The organism is Kiloniella laminariae DSM 19542 (assembly GCF_000374005.1).
In the GTDB taxonomy this organism is placed as follows: domain Bacteria; phylum Pseudomonadota; class Alphaproteobacteria; order Kiloniellales; family Kiloniellaceae; genus Kiloniella; species Kiloniella laminariae.
The window spans coordinates 45,192-64,492 of sequence record NZ_KB893170.1 but is presented as its reverse complement, the minus strand read 5'-3'; the positions used below and the strand labels follow the sequence as shown (position 1 = coordinate 64,492).

The 19,301-nt window shown below is 53.0% G+C and carries 20 protein-coding genes; 15 read left to right on the top strand and 5 right to left on the bottom strand.

Annotated features, from left to right (window positions below; genetic code table 11):
- Nucleotides 1-9 precede the first annotated feature (9 nt).
- The 8 genes from B152_RS0120380 (at nt 10) to B152_RS0120345 (ending at nt 8,205) form a co-directional block, all read left to right on the top strand.
- Complete coding sequence (locus tag B152_RS0120380; RefSeq protein ID WP_020594306.1) at nt 10-645, top strand: precorrin-8X methylmutase; 636 nt, start codon at nt 10-12, stop codon at nt 643-645.
- Entirely contained in the window at nt 642-1,874 is a 1,233-nt protein-coding gene (cbiE, locus tag B152_RS0120375) for a precorrin-6y C5,15-methyltransferase (decarboxylating) subunit CbiE (protein WP_020594305.1), read from the top strand. Before B152_RS0120380 ends, cbiE begins: the two co-directional genes overlap by 4 nt.
- Nucleotides 1,864-2,583 (top strand): precorrin-2 C(20)-methyltransferase, encoded by a 720-nt coding sequence (locus B152_RS0120370; RefSeq protein ID WP_020594304.1) that lies wholly within the window; start codon nt 1,864-1,866, stop codon nt 2,581-2,583. The genes cbiE and B152_RS0120370 overlap by 11 nt, the downstream gene beginning before the upstream one ends.
- Complete coding sequence (gene cobJ, locus B152_RS0120365; protein WP_020594303.1) at nt 2,583-4,451, top strand: precorrin-3B C(17)-methyltransferase; 1,869 nt, start codon at nt 2,583-2,585, stop codon at nt 4,449-4,451. The genes B152_RS0120370 and cobJ overlap by 1 nt, the downstream gene beginning before the upstream one ends.
- Complete coding sequence (cobM, locus tag B152_RS0120360) at nt 4,448-5,266, top strand: precorrin-4 C(11)-methyltransferase (protein ID WP_020594302.1); 819 nt, start codon at nt 4,448-4,450, stop codon at nt 5,264-5,266. The genes cobJ and cobM overlap by 4 nt, the downstream gene beginning before the upstream one ends.
- Before the next feature lie 175 nt (nt 5,267-5,441).
- Nucleotides 5,442-6,710: a hypothetical protein gene (locus B152_RS0120355; protein WP_020594301.1), complete on the top strand. Its 1,269-nt coding sequence runs from the start codon at nt 5,442-5,444 to the stop codon at nt 6,708-6,710.
- Between the two features lie 156 nt (nt 6,711-6,866).
- Entirely contained in the window at nt 6,867-7,085 is a 219-nt protein-coding gene (locus tag B152_RS0120350) for a DUF6500 family protein (protein WP_026261754.1), read from the top strand.
- A 223-nt stretch (nt 7,086-7,308) separates the two neighbouring features.
- Nucleotides 7,309-8,205: a hypothetical protein gene (locus B152_RS0120345; RefSeq protein ID WP_020594299.1), complete on the top strand. Its 897-nt coding sequence runs from the start codon at nt 7,309-7,311 to the stop codon at nt 8,203-8,205.
- Between the two features lie 57 nt (nt 8,206-8,262).
- On the opposite strand, the gene B152_RS0120340 is transcribed toward B152_RS0120345, so the two are convergent.
- On the bottom strand, nt 8,263-8,793 hold the full coding sequence (locus B152_RS0120340; RefSeq protein ID WP_020594298.1) for a MarR family winged helix-turn-helix transcriptional regulator: 531 nt from the start codon (nt 8,791-8,793) through the stop codon (nt 8,263-8,265).
- A gap of 113 nt (nt 8,794-8,906) precedes the next feature.
- On the opposite strand from B152_RS0120340, the gene B152_RS0120335 reads away from it, so the two are divergent.
- From B152_RS0120335 to B152_RS25670, 3 genes are all read left to right on the top strand, one after another.
- A complete protein-coding gene (locus tag B152_RS0120335; RefSeq protein WP_020594297.1) occupies nt 8,907-9,545 on the top strand; it encodes a nitroreductase family protein in 639 nt (212 codons plus the stop codon).
- 106 nt (nt 9,546-9,651) lie between these two features.
- Nucleotides 9,652-10,620 (top strand): DMT family transporter, encoded by a 969-nt coding sequence (locus B152_RS0120330; RefSeq protein WP_020594296.1) that lies wholly within the window; start codon nt 9,652-9,654, stop codon nt 10,618-10,620.
- 270 nt (nt 10,621-10,890) lie between these two features.
- Nucleotides 10,891-12,666, top strand: a complete 1,776-nt coding sequence (locus B152_RS25670) for a sensor histidine kinase (protein WP_020594295.1) — start codon at nt 10,891-10,893, stop codon at nt 12,664-12,666.
- Nucleotides 12,667-12,716: 50 nt separating this feature from the next.
- Here B152_RS25670 and B152_RS0120320 read toward each other — a convergent pair whose 3' ends face one another.
- On the bottom strand, nt 12,717-12,950 hold the full coding sequence (locus B152_RS0120320; RefSeq protein WP_020594294.1) for a DUF2164 domain-containing protein: 234 nt from the start codon (nt 12,948-12,950) through the stop codon (nt 12,717-12,719).
- Between the two features lie 327 nt (nt 12,951-13,277).
- Between B152_RS0120320 and B152_RS0120310 the strand changes: the two genes are divergently transcribed.
- Together B152_RS0120310 and B152_RS0120300 are read left to right on the top strand one after the other, a co-directional pair.
- Nucleotides 13,278-13,484: a cold-shock protein gene (locus B152_RS0120310; protein WP_020594292.1), complete on the top strand. Its 207-nt coding sequence runs from the start codon at nt 13,278-13,280 to the stop codon at nt 13,482-13,484.
- Nucleotides 13,485-13,930: 446 nt separating this feature from the next.
- Nucleotides 13,931-14,110, top strand: a complete 180-nt coding sequence (locus B152_RS0120300) for a hypothetical protein (RefSeq protein WP_157231201.1) — start codon at nt 13,931-13,933, stop codon at nt 14,108-14,110.
- A gap of 82 nt (nt 14,111-14,192) precedes the next feature.
- Here the strand turns inward: B152_RS0120300 and B152_RS0120295 are convergent, their stop codons facing one another.
- From B152_RS0120295 to B152_RS0120285, 3 genes are read right to left on the bottom strand one after another with little or no spacing between them, the layout of a single operon-like run.
- Nucleotides 14,193-14,996 carry an endo alpha-1,4 polygalactosaminidase gene (locus B152_RS0120295; protein ID WP_020594289.1) on the bottom strand — a complete coding sequence of 268 codons (804 nt, stop codon included), beginning with the start codon at nt 14,994-14,996 and terminating at the stop codon, nt 14,193-14,195.
- 12 nt (nt 14,997-15,008) lie between these two features.
- Nucleotides 15,009-15,803: a cobalt-precorrin-6A reductase gene (locus B152_RS0120290; RefSeq protein WP_020594288.1), complete on the bottom strand. Its 795-nt coding sequence runs from the start codon at nt 15,801-15,803 to the stop codon at nt 15,009-15,011.
- Nucleotides 15,800-16,891: a cobalt-precorrin-5B (C(1))-methyltransferase gene (locus tag B152_RS0120285; protein ID WP_020594287.1), complete on the bottom strand. Its 1,092-nt coding sequence runs from the start codon at nt 16,889-16,891 to the stop codon at nt 15,800-15,802. Before B152_RS0120285 ends, B152_RS0120290 begins: the two co-directional genes overlap by 4 nt.
- 160 nt (nt 16,892-17,051) lie before the next feature.
- Here B152_RS0120285 and cobA point away from each other — a divergent pair, with 160 nt between their 5' ends.
- A complete protein-coding gene (gene cobA / locus B152_RS0120280; protein WP_020594286.1) occupies nt 17,052-17,900 on the top strand; it encodes a uroporphyrinogen-III C-methyltransferase in 849 nt (282 codons plus the stop codon).
- A gap of 32 nt (nt 17,901-17,932) precedes the next feature.
- On the top strand, nt 17,933-19,252 hold the full coding sequence (locus B152_RS0120275) for a cobyrinic acid a,c-diamide synthase CobB (protein WP_020594285.1): 1,320 nt from the start codon (nt 17,933-17,935) through the stop codon (nt 19,250-19,252).
- The last annotated feature ends 49 nt before the right edge of the window (nt 19,253-19,301 follow it).

The following is a 19,301-nucleotide window of genomic DNA, read 5'->3' as shown; positions in this document are numbered from 1 at the left end:
GGAAGCTGTATGTCTGTTATCTATGACTATATTCGTGATCCGCAGGAGATCTATCGTCAGTCTTTCGCCCAGATCCAGGCAGCGGCTGATTTGAGCAAAATGCCAGCGGATATCGCCGATGTTGCCGTCCGTATTATCCACGCCTGTGGTATGCCGGAAGTTGTTGATGACCTTGCCTGGACCAGTGATGCGGCTGCCAAAGGACGTGCGGCGCTAAAGGCCGGGGTACCGATCATTGCTGACTGCCGTATGGCCATGGACGGGATTATCCGCAACCGTCTTCCGGCTGATAATGCTGTGCTCTGTCCCCTGACGGACGAGCGGGTGCCGGGACTGGCACTGGAAATTGGCAATACCCGCTCTGCTGCTGCTGTTGAATTGTGGCGAGAGCATCTGGAGGGCGCGGTTGTTGTGATCGGCAATGCGCCGACAGCCTTGTTTCATTTGCTGGAGATTCTTGCGGATGGAGCGCCGAAGCCTGCAGTAATCCTTGGCTTTCCCGTTGGTTTTGTTGGCGCTGCAGAATCAAAGGAAGCCTTGATCGAGGCAAATATCGGCGTACCCTATATGACATTGCGCGGACGTCGGGGAGGCAGTGCCATTGCCTCGGCCGCCCTGAACGCTGTGGCAAAGGACAATCAATGACGCAGGCGGCCTGGCTGACGATACTGGGGATCGGAGAAGAGGGGCTTGACAGTCTGACCCCGGTTGCTCGCAGTTTGCTGGAACAGGCCGAAGTGATCGTCGGCGGGGAGCGCCATCTGTCAATGCTGGGCGAAGATCCTCGCGAACAGCTTGTCTGGGGAAATCCTTTTTCTGGCATGGTCAAAAGGGTGCTGGCCCGCCGCGGAGAAAAAATCTGTGTTCTCGCGACCGGGGACCCCATGTGTTTTGGTGTCGGGGCAACCTTTGCCAAACAGCTTTCTGCGACGGAAATGCGCATAGTGCCGGGAATTTCGGCCTATTCCCTGGCCTGTGCCCGTCTGGGTTGGCCCTTGATGGAAGTCGATCTTCTGACCCTGCATGGCAGGCCGTTAAGTTTGCTGCAAAGTTATATACAGCCTGGTGCCCGTCTGCTGATGCTCAGTGAAAACGGCAAGACACCGGGAGAAGTTGCTGATCTTTTGACCAAACGGGGCTTTGGCGACAGCCGGATCACCGTGCTGGAGCATATGGGCGGAGAGAATGAACAGCAGATGGAAGGTATTGCCCACTGTTGGGATCACCCGGTTTCAGCTGATCTGAATACGATCGCCGTCGACTGTATTGCGACGGGTCACGCCCGTGTTTATGCCAATACGCCGGGCCTGCCGGACGATGCTTTCCTCCATGATGGCCAGATGACCAAGAGGATCGTCCGGGCGGCCACGCTTGCAGCACTGACTCCGGTTCCGGGACAGCTGCTCTGGGATCTTGGTGCCGGCTGCGGGTCGATCTCTATCGAATGGATGCGCGCAGCGCGCGGCGCGAGGGCGGTGGCTGTCGAGCGCAACAGCGAACGCCTGACCATGATTGCATCCAATGCCCAGGCCCTGGGAACTCCCTTCCTTGCCATCCATGACGGTGCTTTGCCTTCCGCGCTGGATCAGCTGAGCCAAAAAGGCGAACATCCCGATGCGATCTTTATCGGCGGCGGTGCAACCAGTGAAGGGATTTTCGAGCGTTGCTGGGCGCTTTTGAACCCTGGAGGGCGCTTTGTCGCCAATGTTGTGACGCTCGAAGGGGAGAATCAGCTTTATGAATGGCATAAAAAAGTCGGGGGAGAGCTGAACCGTATTGCGGTCAGTCATGCTTCTCCTGTAGGACCCTATCACGGCTGGCGCTCTGCCATGACCGTGACCCAGTTTGTGGTAACGAAAGAATATGGCCAATAAAACATCAGGAAAGCTTTATGGTGTCGGGATTGGTCCCGGCGACCCCGAGCTTCTTACTCTCAAGGCTTTGCGCCTGATCCAGGGCGCGCCTGTACTGGCCTATCCGGCACCGGATGTCGGCGACAGTCTGGCCCGTTCCATCGTGGCGGATCATCTGCCGGGCGGACAGGTCGAATACCCGATCCGTATCCCGATGGTGACAGAACGTTTCCCGGCGCAGGATGTTTATGACAAGGCGGCCGAAGACCTGAGTGTCTATCTGGAGGCGGGGCAAGATGTGGTGGTGCTCTGTGAAGGTGATCCCTTTTTCTATGGATCGTTTATGTACCTTTTTGGCCGGATGATGGAGCGCTTCGATGTCGAGGTGGTGCCGGGGGTATCTTCCCTGATGGCCTGTTCGGCAATGGTTGGTGCACCGCTGGCGGCACGCAATGATGTGATGACCATTATCCCCGGCCCGGTCGACGCCGACATTATGAAACAGCGCCTGCGCAATGTGCAGGCCGCGGCAATCATCAAGGTCGGCCGCCATTTTGAAAAAATTCGAACCATTCTGGAAGAGCTGGATCTGGTTGACTGTGCCCGCTATGTGGAGCGCGCGACAATGGACAATCAGAAAATAATGCCCCTGAGTGAAGTTGGTGATGCCAAGGCACCCTACTTTTCAATGATCCTGATCCACAAACGTGGTGAAGCCTGGACACTATAATGACGCAAAAATTTGATCACTCTCCCGCTTTTGTTGCCCTGACCGCCGAAGGGGCCAAACTGGCCCGTCGTCTGCGCGATGCTTTTGGTGCCGGTGAAGTTCACGGTCGCAGCGGTCGTGTAGACGGCGCCGATGTTTCTTTCGAAGAAACCATCAGCCACCTGCAATCACTGTTTCGGGAAGGACGTGCCATTGTCGGAATCTGTGCTGCTGGCGTTCTGATCAGGGCTTTGTCGCCACTGCTGGCTGACAAGCGGGCCGAGCCGCCTGTGCTGGCAGTGGCTGAAAACGGCTCGGCGGTTGTGCCACTGCTGGGTGGGCACCACGGGGCCAATGATCTGGCCAAGACGCTGTCTGCCAAACTGGAGGTCACCGCAGCGATCACCACGGCATCTGACAATCGTTTTGGCATTGCGCTGGATAACCCGCCTGCAGGCTGGAAACTGGGCAATCCTGGCGATTACAAAGCCTTTATGGCCGAGGTGCTGGCCGGGGCGTCGGTCCGCCTTGTTGGTAACGCTGATTGGGTCAAAGCGGGCAAGCTGCCACTGTCAGATGATGGTGAGCTGACAATTACCGTGACAGAGAAGGCACTGGCCGGATCTGAAAAGGAACTGGTGCTGCATCCGGCTGTGCTGTCGCTGGGTGTGGGCTGTGAACGCAATGCTGATGCTGAGGAACTCTCGACACTGGTGCGAGAAACATTGAAAGCTGAAGGGCTGTCAGAGAAAGCGGTTGCGGCTGTTTTCTCAATTGATGTGAAAGCCGATGAAACGGCGGTTCAGGCCTTGGCGGCCGAACTGGATGTGCCTGCGCGCTTCTTCCCGGCTGCAATACTCGAGGAACAAGCTCCACGGCTTGCGACACCTTCTGATGTTGTCTTCGAAGAAGTTGGCTGTCACGGCGTCTCAGAGGGGGCAGCCCTTGCTGCTGTCGGGGCTAAGGGTCAGCTTCTTGTGGCCAAACACAAATCGAAACGGGCGACCTGTGCCGTTGGTCAGGCGCCAGAGATCGTCGAGGTCTCGACCCTGGGGCAGGCGCGGGGCAAGCTCTTTGTCGTCGGACTTGGGCCGGGCGACCAGTGCTGGCGCGCGCCGGAGGTTGATCGTGTTGTCCGGGGAGTAACCGATCTTGTCGGCTATCACCTCTATCTCGACCTGCTTGGCCCGCTGGCCGAGGGCAAAGGCCGTCACGGCTATGAGCTGGGCGAAGAGGAAATGCGGGTTCGTATCGCGCTTAACCTTGCGGCAGAAGGGCGCGCTGTGGCGCTGGTCTGTTCCGGTGATCCGGGCATCTATGCCATGGCCGCGCTGACATTTGAGCTGCTGGACCGGGGCAACCGCGCCGACTGGAACCGGGTTGCCATTCAGGTTACCCCGGGCATTTCCGCCCTGCAGGGGGCCTCGGCCCGGATTGGTGCGCCACTGGGGCATGATTTCTGCACCATCTCGCTTTCTGATCTGCTCACCCCCTGGGAAGCGATTGAAAAGCGCCTGAATGCAGCGGCGCAGGGTGATTTTGTTATTGCTTTCTACAACCCGGTCTCCCGCCGCCGTACCCGCCAGCTGGCGACGGCAGTCGAAATCCTGCTCAAGCATCGCCCCGCCGATACACCTGTGATGCTGGGACGGAACCTCGGGCGGGAAGGTGAAAGCATGACGGTGCTGCGTCTGGATGAACTGACGCCGGATCAGGTGGATATGCTGACCGTAGTGCTGGTCGGCTCCTCGACATCGCGCCGGATCGAAAAGTCTGATGGCTCCTGCTGGGTCTACACCCCGCGCGGCTACGAGAAAAAAGCCCATCTCTATGAAAACTTCGACGAGACAGGCGAAGTGAAATCCCAGAATGAGGAAACAGCGGCATGACCGTCTATTTTATCGGTGCCGGTCCGGGTGCGCCTGATCTGATTACCATTCGCGGACGGGACCTGATTGCCCGCTGTCCTGTCTGTCTCTATGCCGGATCTCTGGTGCCGCAGGGGGTGATTGATTTTGCTCCTGAAGGTGCCCTGATCAAAGACACCGCGCCGATGAACCTCGACGAGATCATCGCCGATATGGTTGAAGCCCATAAAGGCGGCAAGGATGTAGCTCGGGTCCATTCCGGTGACCCTTGCCTTTATGGGTCGGTCGCCGAGCAGATGCGCCGCCTGGATCAGAAGGGTATAGATTACGAAGTTGTGCCGGGGGTTTCTGCCTATGCAGCAGCTTCTGCCGTGATCCAGAAAGAACTGACACTGCCGGAAGTCAGCCAGTCAATCATTCTGACCCGTACGGCGATGAAATCTTCGGCCATGCCGAACAGGGAAGACCTGGATACCTTTGGCAAGTCAGGCGCGACCCTGGCTATTCACCTGTCGGTGCGGAACCTTAAGCATGTACAGGAAACCCTGATCCCGCATTACGGCGAAGACTGTCCGGCAGTGATCGCTTATCGCGTGACCTGGCCGGATGAGCTGATCATCCGTTGCACCCTGAAAGACCTGAGGGAAAAGGCGCGGGAAGCCAAGATCACCCGCACGGCGCTGATCCTGGTTGGTCATGTGCTGTCCGAAGATAAGGACTTTATCGACAGCAAGCTCTATGATCCGGATTTTGTCCATGTGCTGCGCCTCGGCAAGGACAAGAAAAAAGCCCGTGCCGTCGAACTGGAAGCCAACCTGCCGGGCGGGCTGGACTGACAGAACTGAGGAGAACCGCTTGATATCAAAGGGGCCTTCGGGCCTCTTTTTGTTTGAAGTAAGTTGTTGATATATAGTAATGAAAATTATTTTTTGAACCTTCTCTGACCTGATTTCGGCTTATTCCTCAAGAGCAGCAGTTGCTGCAGGTCGAACCTAACTTGAGGAGATAAAAATGAGACGGACGCATAACCTCCTGCTGGCAACAACTGCGCTGGCGCTGGCCGTGGCGGCCCTGAATCCTGTTGCACAGGCCAATTCCCCACGGAGCAATTCCGATTATGTTGAAGATGTGACCCTGTCGATGGAAGGGATCAACCTCAACATGATTGAGCTGGAAAACAAATCCGGATCAAAACTGGTCAGCAAGATGGATGTTCAGCCCGTCAACAGTGTGATGAATGTTCCGCTGAAAGGTTTTGTCCAATGCAAGAAAGACAAGAAAGTCGATTTTGACAAGGGGACGATGTATTTCGGTCTGGCCCATCGACAGGGCGATAATATCGTTCCTGTCAATGCGCTCTATCAGGATAGCTATCATCCGACCTTCAAGGTCTGGACGGGGTTGTTGGGCGGCTGGATTGCTGAAGGCGGGAATGCCGAACCTTTTGAAGTGCCGCTTGCCAATATCAAAAATGGGCATCCATCTGTGCGTGTTGATCCGGTTGAAGAGTTCAATAAAAAACTGGAGGCACATGTAAACGGAGGTGGGAGTGAGCTGGAGTTCCTGAAGCAGGATCAGTTTATCAGCGTCATGCGCCCGGTGACATTGGCGGGTTTTTGTAACAAGGGAGCTGTGAGCAAGGGCGGTTACATGACGGCAATGATCCCGATCGGTATCAAGTTCAAGGGCGATCCGGATCTGGTCAAATCCTCACCGGCGCAGGTTTCGAACAATAATCTCGCTGCGAAATTTGCTCTTACTGAAGCGAAAGTTTCCCCTCATATCAAGGATTATATCGGTCAGTGCCCGGCCGATCTTGGCTTTCGTTTGACCTTCAAGGCCCAGGGCAAAGGTACAGTCAAATACCGGATGGTCAATGAAGTGGGAGCCAAAGGACCGGTCAATACTATCAGCTTCAATAATGACGGTCTGAAAACGATTGATTTTATCCGGCATATTGTCGCGCCGTCAGGCGGAAATATTAACAAGCTTGCCATCAACAGCCCCCAGCAGGGCGGTGATATCAAGGGCTTCCAGAATACACCGAGCGACAAGAAGCACGGTTCGTGGACTGTGGAAGTTCTGGAACCGGCAAGCAGCAGTTCTGACGAGAGTTTCTACAGCTGGAAATGTCAACCGAAACCCAAATTCAATACTCCAACGACCCTGAAACAGGCCCCAGGGAAAGTCCAGATTGATAAAATCAGGGCGGTGCCGGTTGACCCAAAACCACAACCCAAATCGCTTCTGAAATTACAGCAAAGTGTTCCGGCAAACTGAGAAGGATTGATTTCTGTCTGGTCATGAAGGGGGAGAAGGCAGATGTCTTCTCTCCCTTGTTTGCTTGAAAGAAGGGCAGAGAAGTGCTTTTGTCCAGAACTGATTCAGGTCAAAACAGATCCAGGCCTGTTTCGGGAATTGACTTCTGGAGGGAATATGAGAGCGTCTTTGCGGCAAAAAATCGTTGAGATCTGTAACAGCAAGATCGAAAAAAAAGGGCCGTCGGTCGGGCTTTCCTTCTATGCGTTTTTCGCCAACAAAAATGATGATCCAGAGCTTTTGATGGAAGCAGCTGACTGGTGGATCATGACCCACAAGCTGGATCATTTTGAAAAGGCGCTTAAAATCAGGGAAATGGTAGAAGCCGGGAAATAGCGACCTCAAAACAGCTGAGGGAATCCGCCAAACAAGATTTATAAATACCGAAGAAGCGAGACCGGCTTTGTCTGCTTGCCTTGCCGGGATGATTTTTTCTTTTGCTTAATCTATCTCGGGCATCCTGTCCGGAGTTGGACAGTTGTGATGGTTCCTTCATGATACATAGACTGTTCAGCGGGTTCGGACGGATTTTGGGCGATGAGATCGCCAGTGGTGTGTGATGCTGTTTGGTCGGATGATTTTTCGCGGGTTGTTTTTTGTACCCTTTCTTTTTCTGAGCCTTGAGGTGCAGTCTGCTGAGCCGACGGTTTTTACGTCACGGGGCCCGGAAACTCATCAGGATCGCCGCTATGAATATCAGCATCAGTTGCTGGAACTGGCGCTTGAAAAAACCGTTGAGGAATTTGGTCCCTATCGGCTTGAACGCTCAAAAATGGGTGCAAACACCAAGCGGGCGATGATTGAGGTTGAAAAGGGATACTACCCGAATTTCTTTGTTGCCAATGCGGTCACGCTTGAACGTACCCAGGAGATGGTGGCGGTGCCTTTTCCGATAGATCTGGGCATTCTTGGTTATCGGGTGTTTTTTGCATCCGAACAGACCCGAGAGAGGTTGCGTCTGGTTAGCTCGCTGGAGCAGTTACAGAAATTCACGGTAGTTCAGGGAATTGGCTGGGGAGATACCAAAATCCTGAAGCAGGCTGGTTTCAGGGTGACAGAAGCCAGTGATTATCACGGTATGTTTCAGATGGTCGCCAATAACCGGGTGGATCTTTTTCCCAGAGGGATCAACGAGTTTTTACAGGAGTGGGAGGCCAACCGTGAGGTTGAGAACCTGTCCTACGATACGCAGCTGATCCTCTATTATCCCTTTCCCAAGTTCTTCTATACCGCAAAAGGCAACGAGGCTCAGGCGCAGAGGGTTATGACCGGGCTGATTGCCGCCTATGAAGACGGGGCGCTGCTCAAACTCTGGCAAGCAGAATATCAGGCCAGTATTGACAGGATCAACCTGTCTTCGCGCCGAATACTTTCGGTCGAGAACCCTGATTTGGACAGGATTGACCCGACCTACAAAAAGTATTTCTACCTGCCGTCCCAGGTCTTGACCCAGTAAGGGTATCCTTATCTTTCTGATCCAATGTTATCGGATCCGGGGCTATCGGATCCCCGGCTATCGAATCTTGGCCAACAGGCTTCGCAGCTGATCGCGCTCGATCTCTGTCAGTGCTGAAATCATGTTTTCTTCTGTCCGGACGTGAGAGCCGACGATTTCATTGGCCAGGGAAAAGCCTTCCTCGGTCAGGGCTATTTTAAGGCCGCGCCGATCCAGGGGATCACTGGCACGGAGGACAAGTCCCCGCTTTTCCAGACGGTCGAGTCGATTGGTCATGGCTGATGTAGAGAGCATCATATCCTTGGCCAATGCCGAGGGAGAGAGCGTTTCGCCCTTGCCCTGACGACGCAGGGTGAGCAAGACGTCAAAACCGGCAAAATCCAGACTGTACTGAACCAAATTGGCCAGAACCTCCTGGCGCAGTCTTTCTCCGGCACGCCAAATCTCGCCGCAAACCGCCATGGGCGAGGGGTCAATATCCGGTCTTTCCCGTCGCCACTGCGCCAAAATCGAGTCCATCGGGCCGCCTTCGGCATTTGCGGAGGCAGATGACGGGCGTGATTTTTTCTTCAAGGGATCTTGACTCATGGCACTTGGCACCTTAATTGTTCGATATAAAGTAATTTGATATCGAAATAATTATTGTCGAAATACATGATGTCAAATTAAAATGAAATCTCTTTGATGTAAAGGATAGGGACATGCCTTTTGATGCGAATGATGTCGATGATGTCAGGAAAAATTCGAGAATCCCTGATTTTCCAGTGGAACCTCTCTTTATCGAACGCTGGTCACCAAGAGCCTATGATGGCGTTTTTCAGCTGTCGGAAACAGACTTGATGACAATGCTTGAGGCTGCGCGCTGGGCGCCTTCGTGTTACAACATCCAGCCCTGGCGCTTTCTTTATGCTTTTCGGGGAGACAGGCACTGGGATGATTATCTATCTTTGCTTGATCCTTTTAATGCTGGCTGGGCAGCCCAGGCTTCTGCCCTGGTGATTGTTCTGTCTGATAAAATGATGCCGGGCGATGAAACCCATCCTGCCAAACCTTCGGGGTATCACTCGTTTGATACCGGGGCGGCCTGGGCGCAGATGGCACTGCAGGCGACGGCGCTGGGGTACCAGGCTCATGCCATGGCCGGGATCTTTCATGACCAGATTGCTGAAAAACTTCAGGTTCCAAAGCAGTACCAGGTCGAAATTGCTGTGGCGCTTGGCAAGCGGGCTGATCCTGCTGTCTTGCCCCAAGAATTGCAGGAGCGGGAGGAACCAAGCCAGAGATATGGGTTGCAAGAGATTGCTTTTTCGGGGTTATTCCCCACAGAGGCACTGAGATAATCTCATATGGGTTTCCGCCGGGAGTTTAATGGGCCGGGAGCTTATGGAAGGCGATTTGTAAAAACACCGGGCAGTCTTGTCTGGTTAGAATTCAGGAAAGTGAAGCATGATGCCGGTTTCTTCTGAAAATTCTGTTGATGGCGGGAGTTATGGGGAAGGTGCGATGAAAGGGCCGAGGCTTTTCGGCAGTCCGGTTTCTCTTCTGCTGGTGACGGGGACGCTGATCGGTTTTAACTTCCCCCTGGGCAAGATTGCGGGTGAAGCCGGAGTTTCACCGATGATCTGGGCGCTGATTGTCTCGCTGGGGGCCAGTGCAATGCTGTTGCCCGTTCAGCTGTTGCGCCGTCGGCTGACGTTGCCGAAAGGGCAGATGCTGCGCTATGTCATTGTGTCTGCGCTGATTTCGTTTGTTTTTCCGAATGTGCTTTTGTTCAGTGTTATTCCCCATGTTGGCTCAGGTTATGCCGGGTTGATGTTCGCCCTCTCGCCTGTTTTTACCCTGACACTGGCTGTGCTGTTTCGGCTTAAAACTCCGGGACGTCTCGGGCTTGCGGGTATCGGACTGGGACTGGTTGGTGCGATGCTTGTCAGCATTACCCGGGGGGCTGCGCCTGAAGCCCCTGAGCTGATCTGGATTATTGCTGCATTGCTGGTCCCCGCGACCTTGGCCTGTGGCAATATATACAGGACAATGGACTGGCCGGATCAGGCACAGCCGGATGGGTTGGCCTTCTGGAGCCACGGCTTTGCCCTTGTGGTTTATCTGCTGCTTCTGCTGGTGAGTGAAGGGACGATCCCTCTGGCTCAATTGAGCCTGGTTCCCTGGACCGCCGTGGCGCAAGGGGTTGTGGCTGGCTTGACCTTTCCAGTATTCTTCAGGCTTCAGCAGCAGGGGGGGCCTGTGTTGTTAAGTCAGATCGGCTATGTCGCTGCAGCTGTCGGGCTGCTGGTTGCGACGGCCCTGCTGGGCGAGGTCTATAGTGCGATGACCTGGTTTGGGGCGGGGGTGATTGCCCTGGGGATCGCTGTGACAGTCATTGCTCAGGTACAAGAGAGAAAAGAAATGACCAGGTGAAAGAGAACGCATTAGAAGAGGCTGTGAGCCAGTTGATCATCTGGATTGATCGGCAGAACTAATCCGAATGAGTTTGCTATAGTATCTGGTATGACAGAGAGCTTAGCCCTTACTGCTCAGGCCGATATTGAGTGCTGTCAGAATAGAGAGTTAAAGTGAAGTTACGTCTATAGGTGCACTATTCCCCCTGAGGGCTTGTCCTCATAGTGTTATGGCGATAGAAAACATTGTCACATAGCAGGCAGATAGCGGGAATAAGGCGCGTAGTAGATGATATCCTGGTGGAAAAACCCTTATTCGGTGCGCGGACCTCTTATTCTGATTATCGGCCTGATTCTGATGGCCGGATTTCTGATCACGAATATTCTGAACTATCAGGTTTCGAAGAAGACACTGCGTGATGCTCTGATCCAGAACGAGCTGCCGCTGACCAGTGACAATATCTATTCAGAAATCCAGCGCGATCTCCTGCAGCCGGTTTTTGTTGCTTCCCTGATGGCCAATGATGTTTTTGTCCAGGACTGGCTGACAGAGGGAGAACAGAATGTTGAAAAAATTTCTCAGTACCTTGGAGAAATTCAACGGGAATATGGGTTGTTCACCAGTTTTCTAGTGTCAGAGAAAACCCGGAATTATTATCATTTTTCCGGCTTGAGCCAGTCTGTTTCAGAACAGGACCCAAAGGATAACTGGTTTTTTCGGGTTCGTGAAATGAAGGAGATTTACGAGCTGAACGTTGACCTGAATGAAGAACAGGGCAATACGGCTACTATCTTTATCAATCACAAGATTCTGAATGCGAAGGGTGAGTTTCTTGCTGCAGTCGGGGTTGGGCTGGAACTTGATACCGTTGCCGAGATCGTGGGGCGTTACGAAGAAATATACGGAAGAAGTGTCTACTTTGTTGATGAAACAGGTACGATTTCTGTGCGCTCTCGCGGAGCTTTTGTTACAGAAGACAATATCTACGAGGCCCAGGGGGTCTCTGGTCTGGCCAAAGACATAATGTCTCCCAACCCCGGTTTTTTCGAGTATGAGCGGGACGGGGAAATCATGCTGCTCAACTCTCGTTATATTCCAGAGCTTGGGTGGCATGTCATTGTCGAGCAGCAAGAGGCAGAGTCTCTTGAGGCCATCCGCCAGGGATTGCTGGCCAATTCTCTTGTTGGTGTTGTTGTGATTGCGATCACGATGCTGATTGTCTTTCTGACACTGAGTATTTTTCATTCCCGGCTTGAACAGATGCTCAAAGAAGCCAAGGTTGCACATCAGAAAATGGCAAGACAGGCTGCGGAGCTTTCAGAACTCGCGGAACAGGAAGCCGAGCTGAACCGGAGACTTAGCTATGAAGTTGATATCAGAAACAGGTTCTTTTCCATCATATCACATGACTTGAAGAGCCCCTTTACTGCGCTGTTGGGCATGACCCAGATGATGTCACAAAAGGCGGGGGATTTGAGCAGGGAGAAATTGACCAGCTATGCTGCGGATGCGCATGAGGCTGGAAGCCGGGTTTATGGCCTGTTAAATAACCTGTTGGCCTGGTCACGGTTGCAAATGCTGGAAAGTTCGCCTGATCCGGAAAATGTTTCGCTAAAAGAACTGGTCAAGGAAAGTATCGATATCGTCAGGCCGCAGGCCCTGGAAAAAAACATAAACCTGGAAAACCAGGTCGAGGGCACCACAGTCTTTGCGGATAGAAATATGGTGCTGACGGTCTTACGCAACCTGCTTACCAATGCGGTTAAATTTACGCATGAAGGTGGCCGGATCGAGGTTTCTGTCGATTCTTCTGGTAACAATATGTATGAGATTATTGTCTGCGATAATGGAGTTGGTATGACTCCAGAGCAGATTGGGAAAGTTTTTTCACTGGATGAAAAGACCTCGACAAGGGGGACTTCTGGTGAACCGGGGACGGGCTTAGGCCTGCCGCTTTGCAAAGATATTCTGGAGCGAAACAGTGGGGAAATCCGGGTAAAAAGCGCTGTCGGAGAAGGCGCCTGTTTTTATGTCCGTCTGCCAGGAGAACGAAAGGGAGAATAATTTACACGCGGGGTTCTTTCAGCCTCCTGTTTGCCTGTACTTGGATTGTTTTATTCTTCAGGTAGATAAAACTGGGCATCGAGGTCGTCAATTTTCTCTGCCATATACTTTCGGGCATCTGCGATTCCCTGATTGTAGTGAGAAGGACCTAACTTCCTGTGTAGAAAGTCGACGAGGGCTTCAGCGCGAAAGTCGCTTAGATTCTCGTCAAACTCTGAATAATAAAAGCTAACGAGCTCTTGAATAATTTCGGATTTACGATCGCTTGCAAGCTTGACGGACATTGGTTTTCTATTCCTGTGTTTTCTATTCAAATCTGGTTGCTGGAGGCGATGAACAGTGGGGCGGGGACCAGCGAGATCAGACAAAGTGACTGATTGAGAAGACAGCATACAATTGGCTTACCCCGTTAAGATGAAAATCTTTCCCAGTTGACTCTTCTCCAATATCAGCTATAAGTGCGGCATACGTATTGCATCTACTTAGTGTTATTTGAACTTTCGGTTCGCCGATGAGCTTTCTAATCCCTGACAGTGTGAGCGTTGAAAAAACCGTGTTTTGCATGAGGTAAGACACAAAATCTAATTCTTCCTGTCATGAGGATATATATTATGACTATCGGTACAGTAAAATTCTTTAATGCAACTAAAGGCTTCGGTTTCATTGAGCCAGAAGATGGTTCTAACGACGCTTTCGTTCACATCTCTGCTGTTGAACGCGCTGGCCTGTCTTCTTTGAACGAAGGCCAGAAAGTTTCCTACGATCTGGAAGCTGGACGCAACGGCAAGTCTTCTGCTGAAAACCTGAAACTGGTTTAAGCTTTAGACAAACGTCTGAATGCGAGGAAGGGTTCGCGGTTTCGCGAACCTTTTCTTTTTCTGTTCAAGATGAATGATCTTCCCGGAATGATTTTTCCGAAATGAATTTTCTGGAAAATTCGGGAAACAGTCAGGCTGGATATTCAGGCCTGATTTCTGGTCTGGTTTTGGCCTTTACGGAATTATCGAGCTCAGCTCTAATCTCCGGTTTGTTATGAAGCATTTACTCCCCATATATAACAGAGCGATGAAGCTCAGGGGCAGGTTTCAGACATTTGTATCTCCGGCAGTGATCTGAAAATAGAATCTGCACGACTGTTTCTGATTCGCGGTAAAATATACCGTCCAGAGGCCAAAGCAGGCCTATCTTGCGCAAATTTTTCAAAACTGGGCTGATTTATAACCGCTTAGTACCTAAAACTATACTCAACAATAAGAAGAAAAAAATGACTAAAGAACTTAATTTCCTAATTACTTATGGCCTTCATAATTTTGTGACCCATTCACTTAAGAGCGGACGCCATACCTTTAAAATTCATAAGGCTGAAAGCCTGAAGATGATTGCACATGCCAAGAATCTTATTCAGGAAAATTTCGGGCGCTCGGTAAAGATCCAGGTTGTCTAAGCCAGAGTGCTTGGAGGTTCTGTCCTTTTCGGAAAACCCCTGGTTTCACAAAGCTCAGTGATCTTGCCGTATCCAGTAAACATTAGGGGCAGCTAGCACCTGTGATCCGGGTTAATTCCCTGTTTTTCAGGATCAGGCTTATCCCTGTTTGTTTTGCTTTCTGGCAATAGGGGGCTATCGTCTGTTGCCTGTCGGTATATTCGGCAGCAAAAACAGCTTTGCCCACGTCAAGGAAGGGTGACATTTCCTGGCACCAGCCCTCGGTAAAACAATCCTCGGTCAAAGCCCAGTCAAAATGGACTACCAGGTCGCGGGCCAGATCAGGCGCATTTTTCTGGCCGATGGACAGCCCGCGGCTGTGGGCTTCTTCGGCCAACCAGATGTTATAGACAAGCTGATCCTGTCGCGAAATTTCAAAGCCGGTTTCCTCGTTGTGCAGATCCATATTGTCGGGTTCAACCCCGTCAAAACCTTTGGCTGCACAAAGGTCGAGGCGCGCCAGCATAATCGGTGCGAGCGAATCCCGTCGACGGATATCAAGCCACTTTTCCCCTGCCCATCCTTCATAATCGTTACCCAGAATTTCAGGAGGGAAGATTCCGGCGTCGGCGCGCCAGTCTTCCCAGGCGCCGACATTGATATAACAGACTACTTTAGTGCCACTTTGCTGGAGAGCTTCGATGGTTTCCCTTGAGATGTCGAAGAGATCGAGGTCTATAATCTGGACCTTGCGATCAAAATTGTGTGGCGGTTGCAGCTGCCAGTCCCAGTCAAGAATGCCCTGTGGTTGCCACCAGCTCCCGGCAACTGCAGGCACAGCCGGGACGGTCAAAAGCAATAGGGAGAGAAGCAGGCGGTATTGTTGATGAGGCAGGTTGAAGTGCAAGGTCGGCCTGTCCTAGTTTGTCATGCTGTTTAGCAAGTCTTCAAGCCACTCTACTGTCTGTCGGGGTGTTTCTATGACAAAGGATCCGGCAGGGATTGCCGGGCGCTCGATCATCAACACAGGCAGAGCAAGGTCGCGGGCGGCTCTGAGTTTGGCCTCTGTCGCCCTGCCGCCGGAATTTTTGCTCACAAGCAGATCAATCTGATGTCGTTTCATCAGGGCCAGCTCCTGCGTCAGGGAAAAGGGGCCGCGTTCGAGAAGGAGATCCATGTTAGCTGGAGGTTTCTCGAAACAGGGGGGTTCGATCATCCTGGCGATAAAGTGATGCTGTGAGAGGGTCAAAAAGGCTGGGAGTTCCTGCTGTCCGGTGGTGAGAAATACACGCCTGCCTGAAGGCAGGTTTTTTATATAACTCACGGCGCTGGAAAGGTTGGGAAGGGAAATCCACCGGTCTTTTTCTTGAGCTTTCCATGTCGGGCGACGTAAAACCGCGCGCGGAATAGCTAGCTGATCGCACGCGCGGGCGGCATTATCGGTCATGTTCCTGGCAAAGGGGTGTGTGGCATCGATAACAGCATCAATGAATGTATCTGCCAGATAGCTTTTTAGGCCTTCAACCCCACCAAATCCGCCAAGGCGTTCGGTGCCGGAAACAGCGGCCCTTTGGCTTGTAACACCCGCGCGTGAGGTAACAGGTGTAAAGTCATTATGTTTTTCAAGTAGTTCAGCAAGTTCATTGGCTTCGGTGACACCGCCGAGGATCAGTACTTTCAATTGTGAAACGGACCTCAGGATGGGGGCTTTCATGAAGCGATCTCGCTACGGGCGATAATTTTACCCGGACGGTCGATGAGAATAACATCGACGGCAGTTTCGCCTTTGAGGATTTTAAGGGCTTCATCGCGTGCCAGATTTGCAATGCACTCAGCCAGAGGGATGTTTTCTTTCAGGCTGCGGGTCAGGATCTGGTTGGCTGTGTTTGCGGTTTCGGCTTCTTTGAGGAAATCTTCCGAGGCTCCAAGCTCCCTGAGCCGTTCAGCCAGCCAGCTCATGTCGACCTGGCTGCGACCGGAATGTAAATCCAGATGGCCCATAGCCAGCTTGGTCAGCTTGCCAAAGCCACCGCCGATTGTCAGGCGGGGCAGGGGGTGAGTTTTGAGGTACTTCAGCATGCCACCTGCAAAATCCCCCATATCGAGCATGTCGCCTTCGCCGAGGCCGTAGAAATCCATGACGGCTTTTTCTGATGTGGAGCCTGTGCAGCCCGCAACATGAGATCTGCCTGTGGCTATGGCGACGTCGATACCGCGATGGATAGAGTGAATCCAAGAAGAGCAGGAAAAGGGAACAACGACACCCGTAGTGCCGAGGATGGAGAGGCCGCCGACAATACCCAGTCGCGGATTCCATGTTTTCTGGGCCAGGGTTTCACCGTCAGGAATGGAGATCGTAATCTCTACATCACCCGTGCCGGTATGCGCGGCAGCAACTTCGGCAATGACGGCCTGCATCAATTGGCGTGGTACAGGATTGATTGCTGGTTGCCCCGGCGGAATTGGAAGACCGGGTTTGGTTACCATTCCCACGCCTTCGCCTGCGTGAAAGACTACGCCGCTTCCAGGCAGGCCATGGCGAACAGAGGCCATGATAATGGCACGGTGGGTTACATCGGGGTCATCGCCTGCATCCTTGATGATTGCTGCCATGGCCATATCTGAAGTTTTTTCTTCACGGCAAAGCGCAAAAGCAGGTTGCTCTCCCTTGGGCAGGGTTATAGTAACGGGATCGGGAAAGTTATTTGTAAGGAGAGCTGTATAGGCCGCTTTGGTTGCCGCAGTGGCACAGGCACCGGTAGTCCAGCCTCTTCTTAATTTTCCTTCAGGTTTTCGTGCCATGACGTTATTCTACAGACCGTTTGGCTTGTCTCCGGGTGGGCCCGCCAGTTACCGATGTTTCTCAATACAGCAGACTTTTCCACTGGTAAGGCTGTGTAAGGAAATAGCGGGTATGGTGGTGTCAATCAAGCGAAGCTACACGAGAAGGACAGTGTGATAAATGGATAAACTGCTTCTTGATTTGCCGGAGTTTCAACCCGGCTGGGTCTGGCTGGTCGGGGGAGGCCCCGGAGATGCCGGATTGCTGACGCTTTATGCCCTGCATGCGCTGAGGTCAGCCGACGTGTTGGTCTACGATGCGCTGGTCGGAGAAGATATTCTCAAGATGGCCCGGCCGGATTGTCTGCTTGAATACGCGGGTAAACGGGGGGGCAAGCCTTCGCCAAAGCAGGCCGATATTTCCCAGCGGCTGGTTCAACTCGCCCGCGAAGGCAAGAGGGTTTTGCGCCTGAAGGGCGGTGATCCCTTTGTTTTTGGCCGCGGCGGAGAAGAAGCACTGACCCTGGTCGAGGCCAATGTTCCTTTCCGGATTGTTCCCGGTATCTCCAGCGGTATTGGCGGGCTGGCCTATGCCGGGATTCCGGTAACACACCGCGAATGTAACTCTGCTGTGACCTTTCTGACCGGGCACAATGCCAACGGGATTGTGCCGGATAATATCAACTGGGCGGGTATTGCTCAGGGATCTCCTGTGATTGTGATCTATATGGCGATCAAGCATCTGGGCGAAATCGCTGCCCGGCTGATGGAAAACGGACGATTGCCAAGTGAAGCTGTTGGCATTGTCAGTAAAGCTTCTACGCCTCAGCAGGAAGTGTTGGAAACCACCCTCGGCAGCTGTGTCCAGGATGTGGAGGCCTGTGGCATCCAGCCGCCCGCTCTGGTGGTGGTGGGTGAAGTGGTTCGGCTGCGGTCCGGGTTGGACTGGCTCGGGGCAATCAATGGACGGGTACTGGAAAGTGATCCGCTCGGCCATCGGGACAAGCCGGAAAAGACTGCAAGCGCCTAATGTGGTGATATAATCTTAGAGGGGAAGCGCAGATGCAACAATCCAGCAAGGGCCTGATCATTGCCGCGCCGTCCTCTGGGAGCGGCAAAACCACGCTGACCCTCGCTCTGCTGCGGCATTTCCGAAATAATATGGAACGTGTGTCGCCAGTAAAGGTGGGGCCTGACTATATCGACCCGGCCTATCATGCTGCTGCTGCGGGCAGGCCCTGTTATAACCTTGATCCCTGGGCTTTGCGTGCCGAAAGTCTTGCCGCGCTTGTTGCCCTGGCCGGACGGGATGCGGAGGTCATTCTGGCCGAAGGGGTGATGGGGCTGTTTGATGGTGCCGTAGGTGGTGCTGGATCAACCGCTGCCCTTGCCAAAAAAACCGGCTGGCCTGTGGTTCTTGTCATCGATGTCAAGGGCATGTCGGCTTCTGCCGCCGCGGTGCTGCACGGCTTTGCGAGCTTTGATCCTGAACTTGATATTGCTGGAGTTATCTTTAATCGGGTTGGGTCTCCGCGTCATGCGGCATTGCTGGATGAAGCCTGCCGTCCTCTCGGAATTCCAGTACTAGGGCATTTACGCCGACAGGACGAGATGGTGCTGCCCAACCGGCATCTTGGTCTGGTACAGGCTGTTGAACACAGCGAACTGGATGGGTTTCTGAACCATGCCGCTGAACAGGTTGCCTGGGATGTTGACTGTCGTGCCTTGCTTGATCTGGCACGTCCCTCGCGTCTGGCTGTGCGGGAAATGGGCACGCTGGTGCCGCCGATCGGTCAGCGCATTGCTGTGGCGAGTGATGTTGCTTTCTCTTTTTGTTATTCGGCCTTGCTTGAGGGATGGCGTCAGAGCGGGGCAGAATTGACGTTTTTCTCTCCTCTTGAAGATCAGCGCCCCGCGACAAATGCAGATGCAATCTATTTGCCCGGCGGTTATCCGGAGCTTCACGTCGGACAGCTTGGTGCCAACCAGAATTTCATGGGGGCGCTTCGCACTGCTGCAGAGAAAAAAACCACCATCTTCGGTGAGTGTGGCGGTTATATGGTTTTGGGACAGGGGTTGATCGATGGTCGGGGGGATCATCACGCCATGGCAGGGCTGTTACCTGTCGAGACTTCTTTTGCTGTTCGCAAGTGCTCCCTCGGCTACCGGGTTGTGCGAAACCTGGTTGAAAGCCCGCTTGGCTTGACAGGGCAGGGGTTTGCCGCTCATGAATTTCACTATTCCACAGTCGTCAGGGGCGAAGGAGAGCAGCCGTTATTCCAGGTCGAGGATGCGGGAGGAAAGGATCTGGGGACAGCGGGCTGCCGACTCGGGTCTGTGCTGGGGTCCTATATTCACCTGATTGATCGTCTGCCAGAGTGATGATTTGAAGCAGCTTTTCCAAAGAAAATAGAAAAACGAGGCCTCAAGT

Bases quoted from the DNA above. Each gene is read 5' to 3' on its own strand.
- cobA (WP_020594286.1), top strand. From the start codon at position 17,052: ATGGATAAACTGCTTCTTGATTTGCCGGAGTTTCAACCCGGCTGGGTC.
- B152_RS0120355 (WP_020594301.1), top strand. From the start codon at position 5,442: ATGAGACGGACGCATAACCTCCTGCTGGCAACAACTGCGCTGGCGCTG.
- B152_RS0120310 (WP_020594292.1), top strand. From the start codon at position 13,278: ATGACTATCGGTACAGTAAAATTCTTTAATGCAACTAAAGGCTTCGGT.
- cobJ (WP_020594303.1), top strand. From the start codon at position 2,583: ATGACGCAAAAATTTGATCACTCTCCCGCTTTTGTTGCCCTGACCGCC.
- B152_RS0120275 (WP_020594285.1), top strand. From the start codon at position 17,933: ATGCAACAATCCAGCAAGGGCCTGATCATTGCCGCGCCGTCCTCTGGG.
- B152_RS0120290 (WP_020594288.1), bottom strand. From the start codon at position 15,803: ATGAAAGCCCCCATCCTGAGGTCCGTTTCACAATTGAAAGTACTGATC.
- B152_RS0120285 (WP_020594287.1), bottom strand. From the start codon at position 16,891: ATGGCACGAAAACCTGAAGGAAAATTAAGAAGAGGCTGGACTACCGGT.
- B152_RS0120320 (WP_020594294.1), bottom strand. From the start codon at position 12,950: ATGTCCGTCAAGCTTGCAAGCGATCGTAAATCCGAAATTATTCAAGAG.
- B152_RS0120340 (WP_020594298.1), bottom strand. From the start codon at position 8,793: ATGAGTCAAGATCCCTTGAAGAAAAAATCACGCCCGTCATCTGCCTCC.
- cbiE (WP_020594305.1), top strand. From the start codon at position 642: ATGACGCAGGCGGCCTGGCTGACGATACTGGGGATCGGAGAAGAGGGG.
- B152_RS0120370 (WP_020594304.1), top strand. From the start codon at position 1,864: ATGGCCAATAAAACATCAGGAAAGCTTTATGGTGTCGGGATTGGTCCC.
- B152_RS0120350 (WP_026261754.1), top strand. From the start codon at position 6,867: ATGAGAGCGTCTTTGCGGCAAAAAATCGTTGAGATCTGTAACAGCAAG.
- B152_RS25670 (WP_020594295.1), top strand. From the start codon at position 10,891: ATGATATCCTGGTGGAAAAACCCTTATTCGGTGCGCGGACCTCTTATT.
- B152_RS0120330 (WP_020594296.1), top strand. From the start codon at position 9,652: ATGATGCCGGTTTCTTCTGAAAATTCTGTTGATGGCGGGAGTTATGGG.
- cobM (WP_020594302.1), top strand. From the start codon at position 4,448: ATGACCGTCTATTTTATCGGTGCCGGTCCGGGTGCGCCTGATCTGATT.
- B152_RS0120300 (WP_157231201.1), top strand. From the start codon at position 13,931: ATGACTAAAGAACTTAATTTCCTAATTACTTATGGCCTTCATAATTTT.
- B152_RS0120335 (WP_020594297.1), top strand. From the start codon at position 8,907: ATGCCTTTTGATGCGAATGATGTCGATGATGTCAGGAAAAATTCGAGA.
- B152_RS0120345 (WP_020594299.1), top strand. From the start codon at position 7,309: ATGCTGTTTGGTCGGATGATTTTTCGCGGGTTGTTTTTTGTACCCTTT.
- B152_RS0120380 (WP_020594306.1), top strand. From the start codon at position 10: ATGTCTGTTATCTATGACTATATTCGTGATCCGCAGGAGATCTATCGT.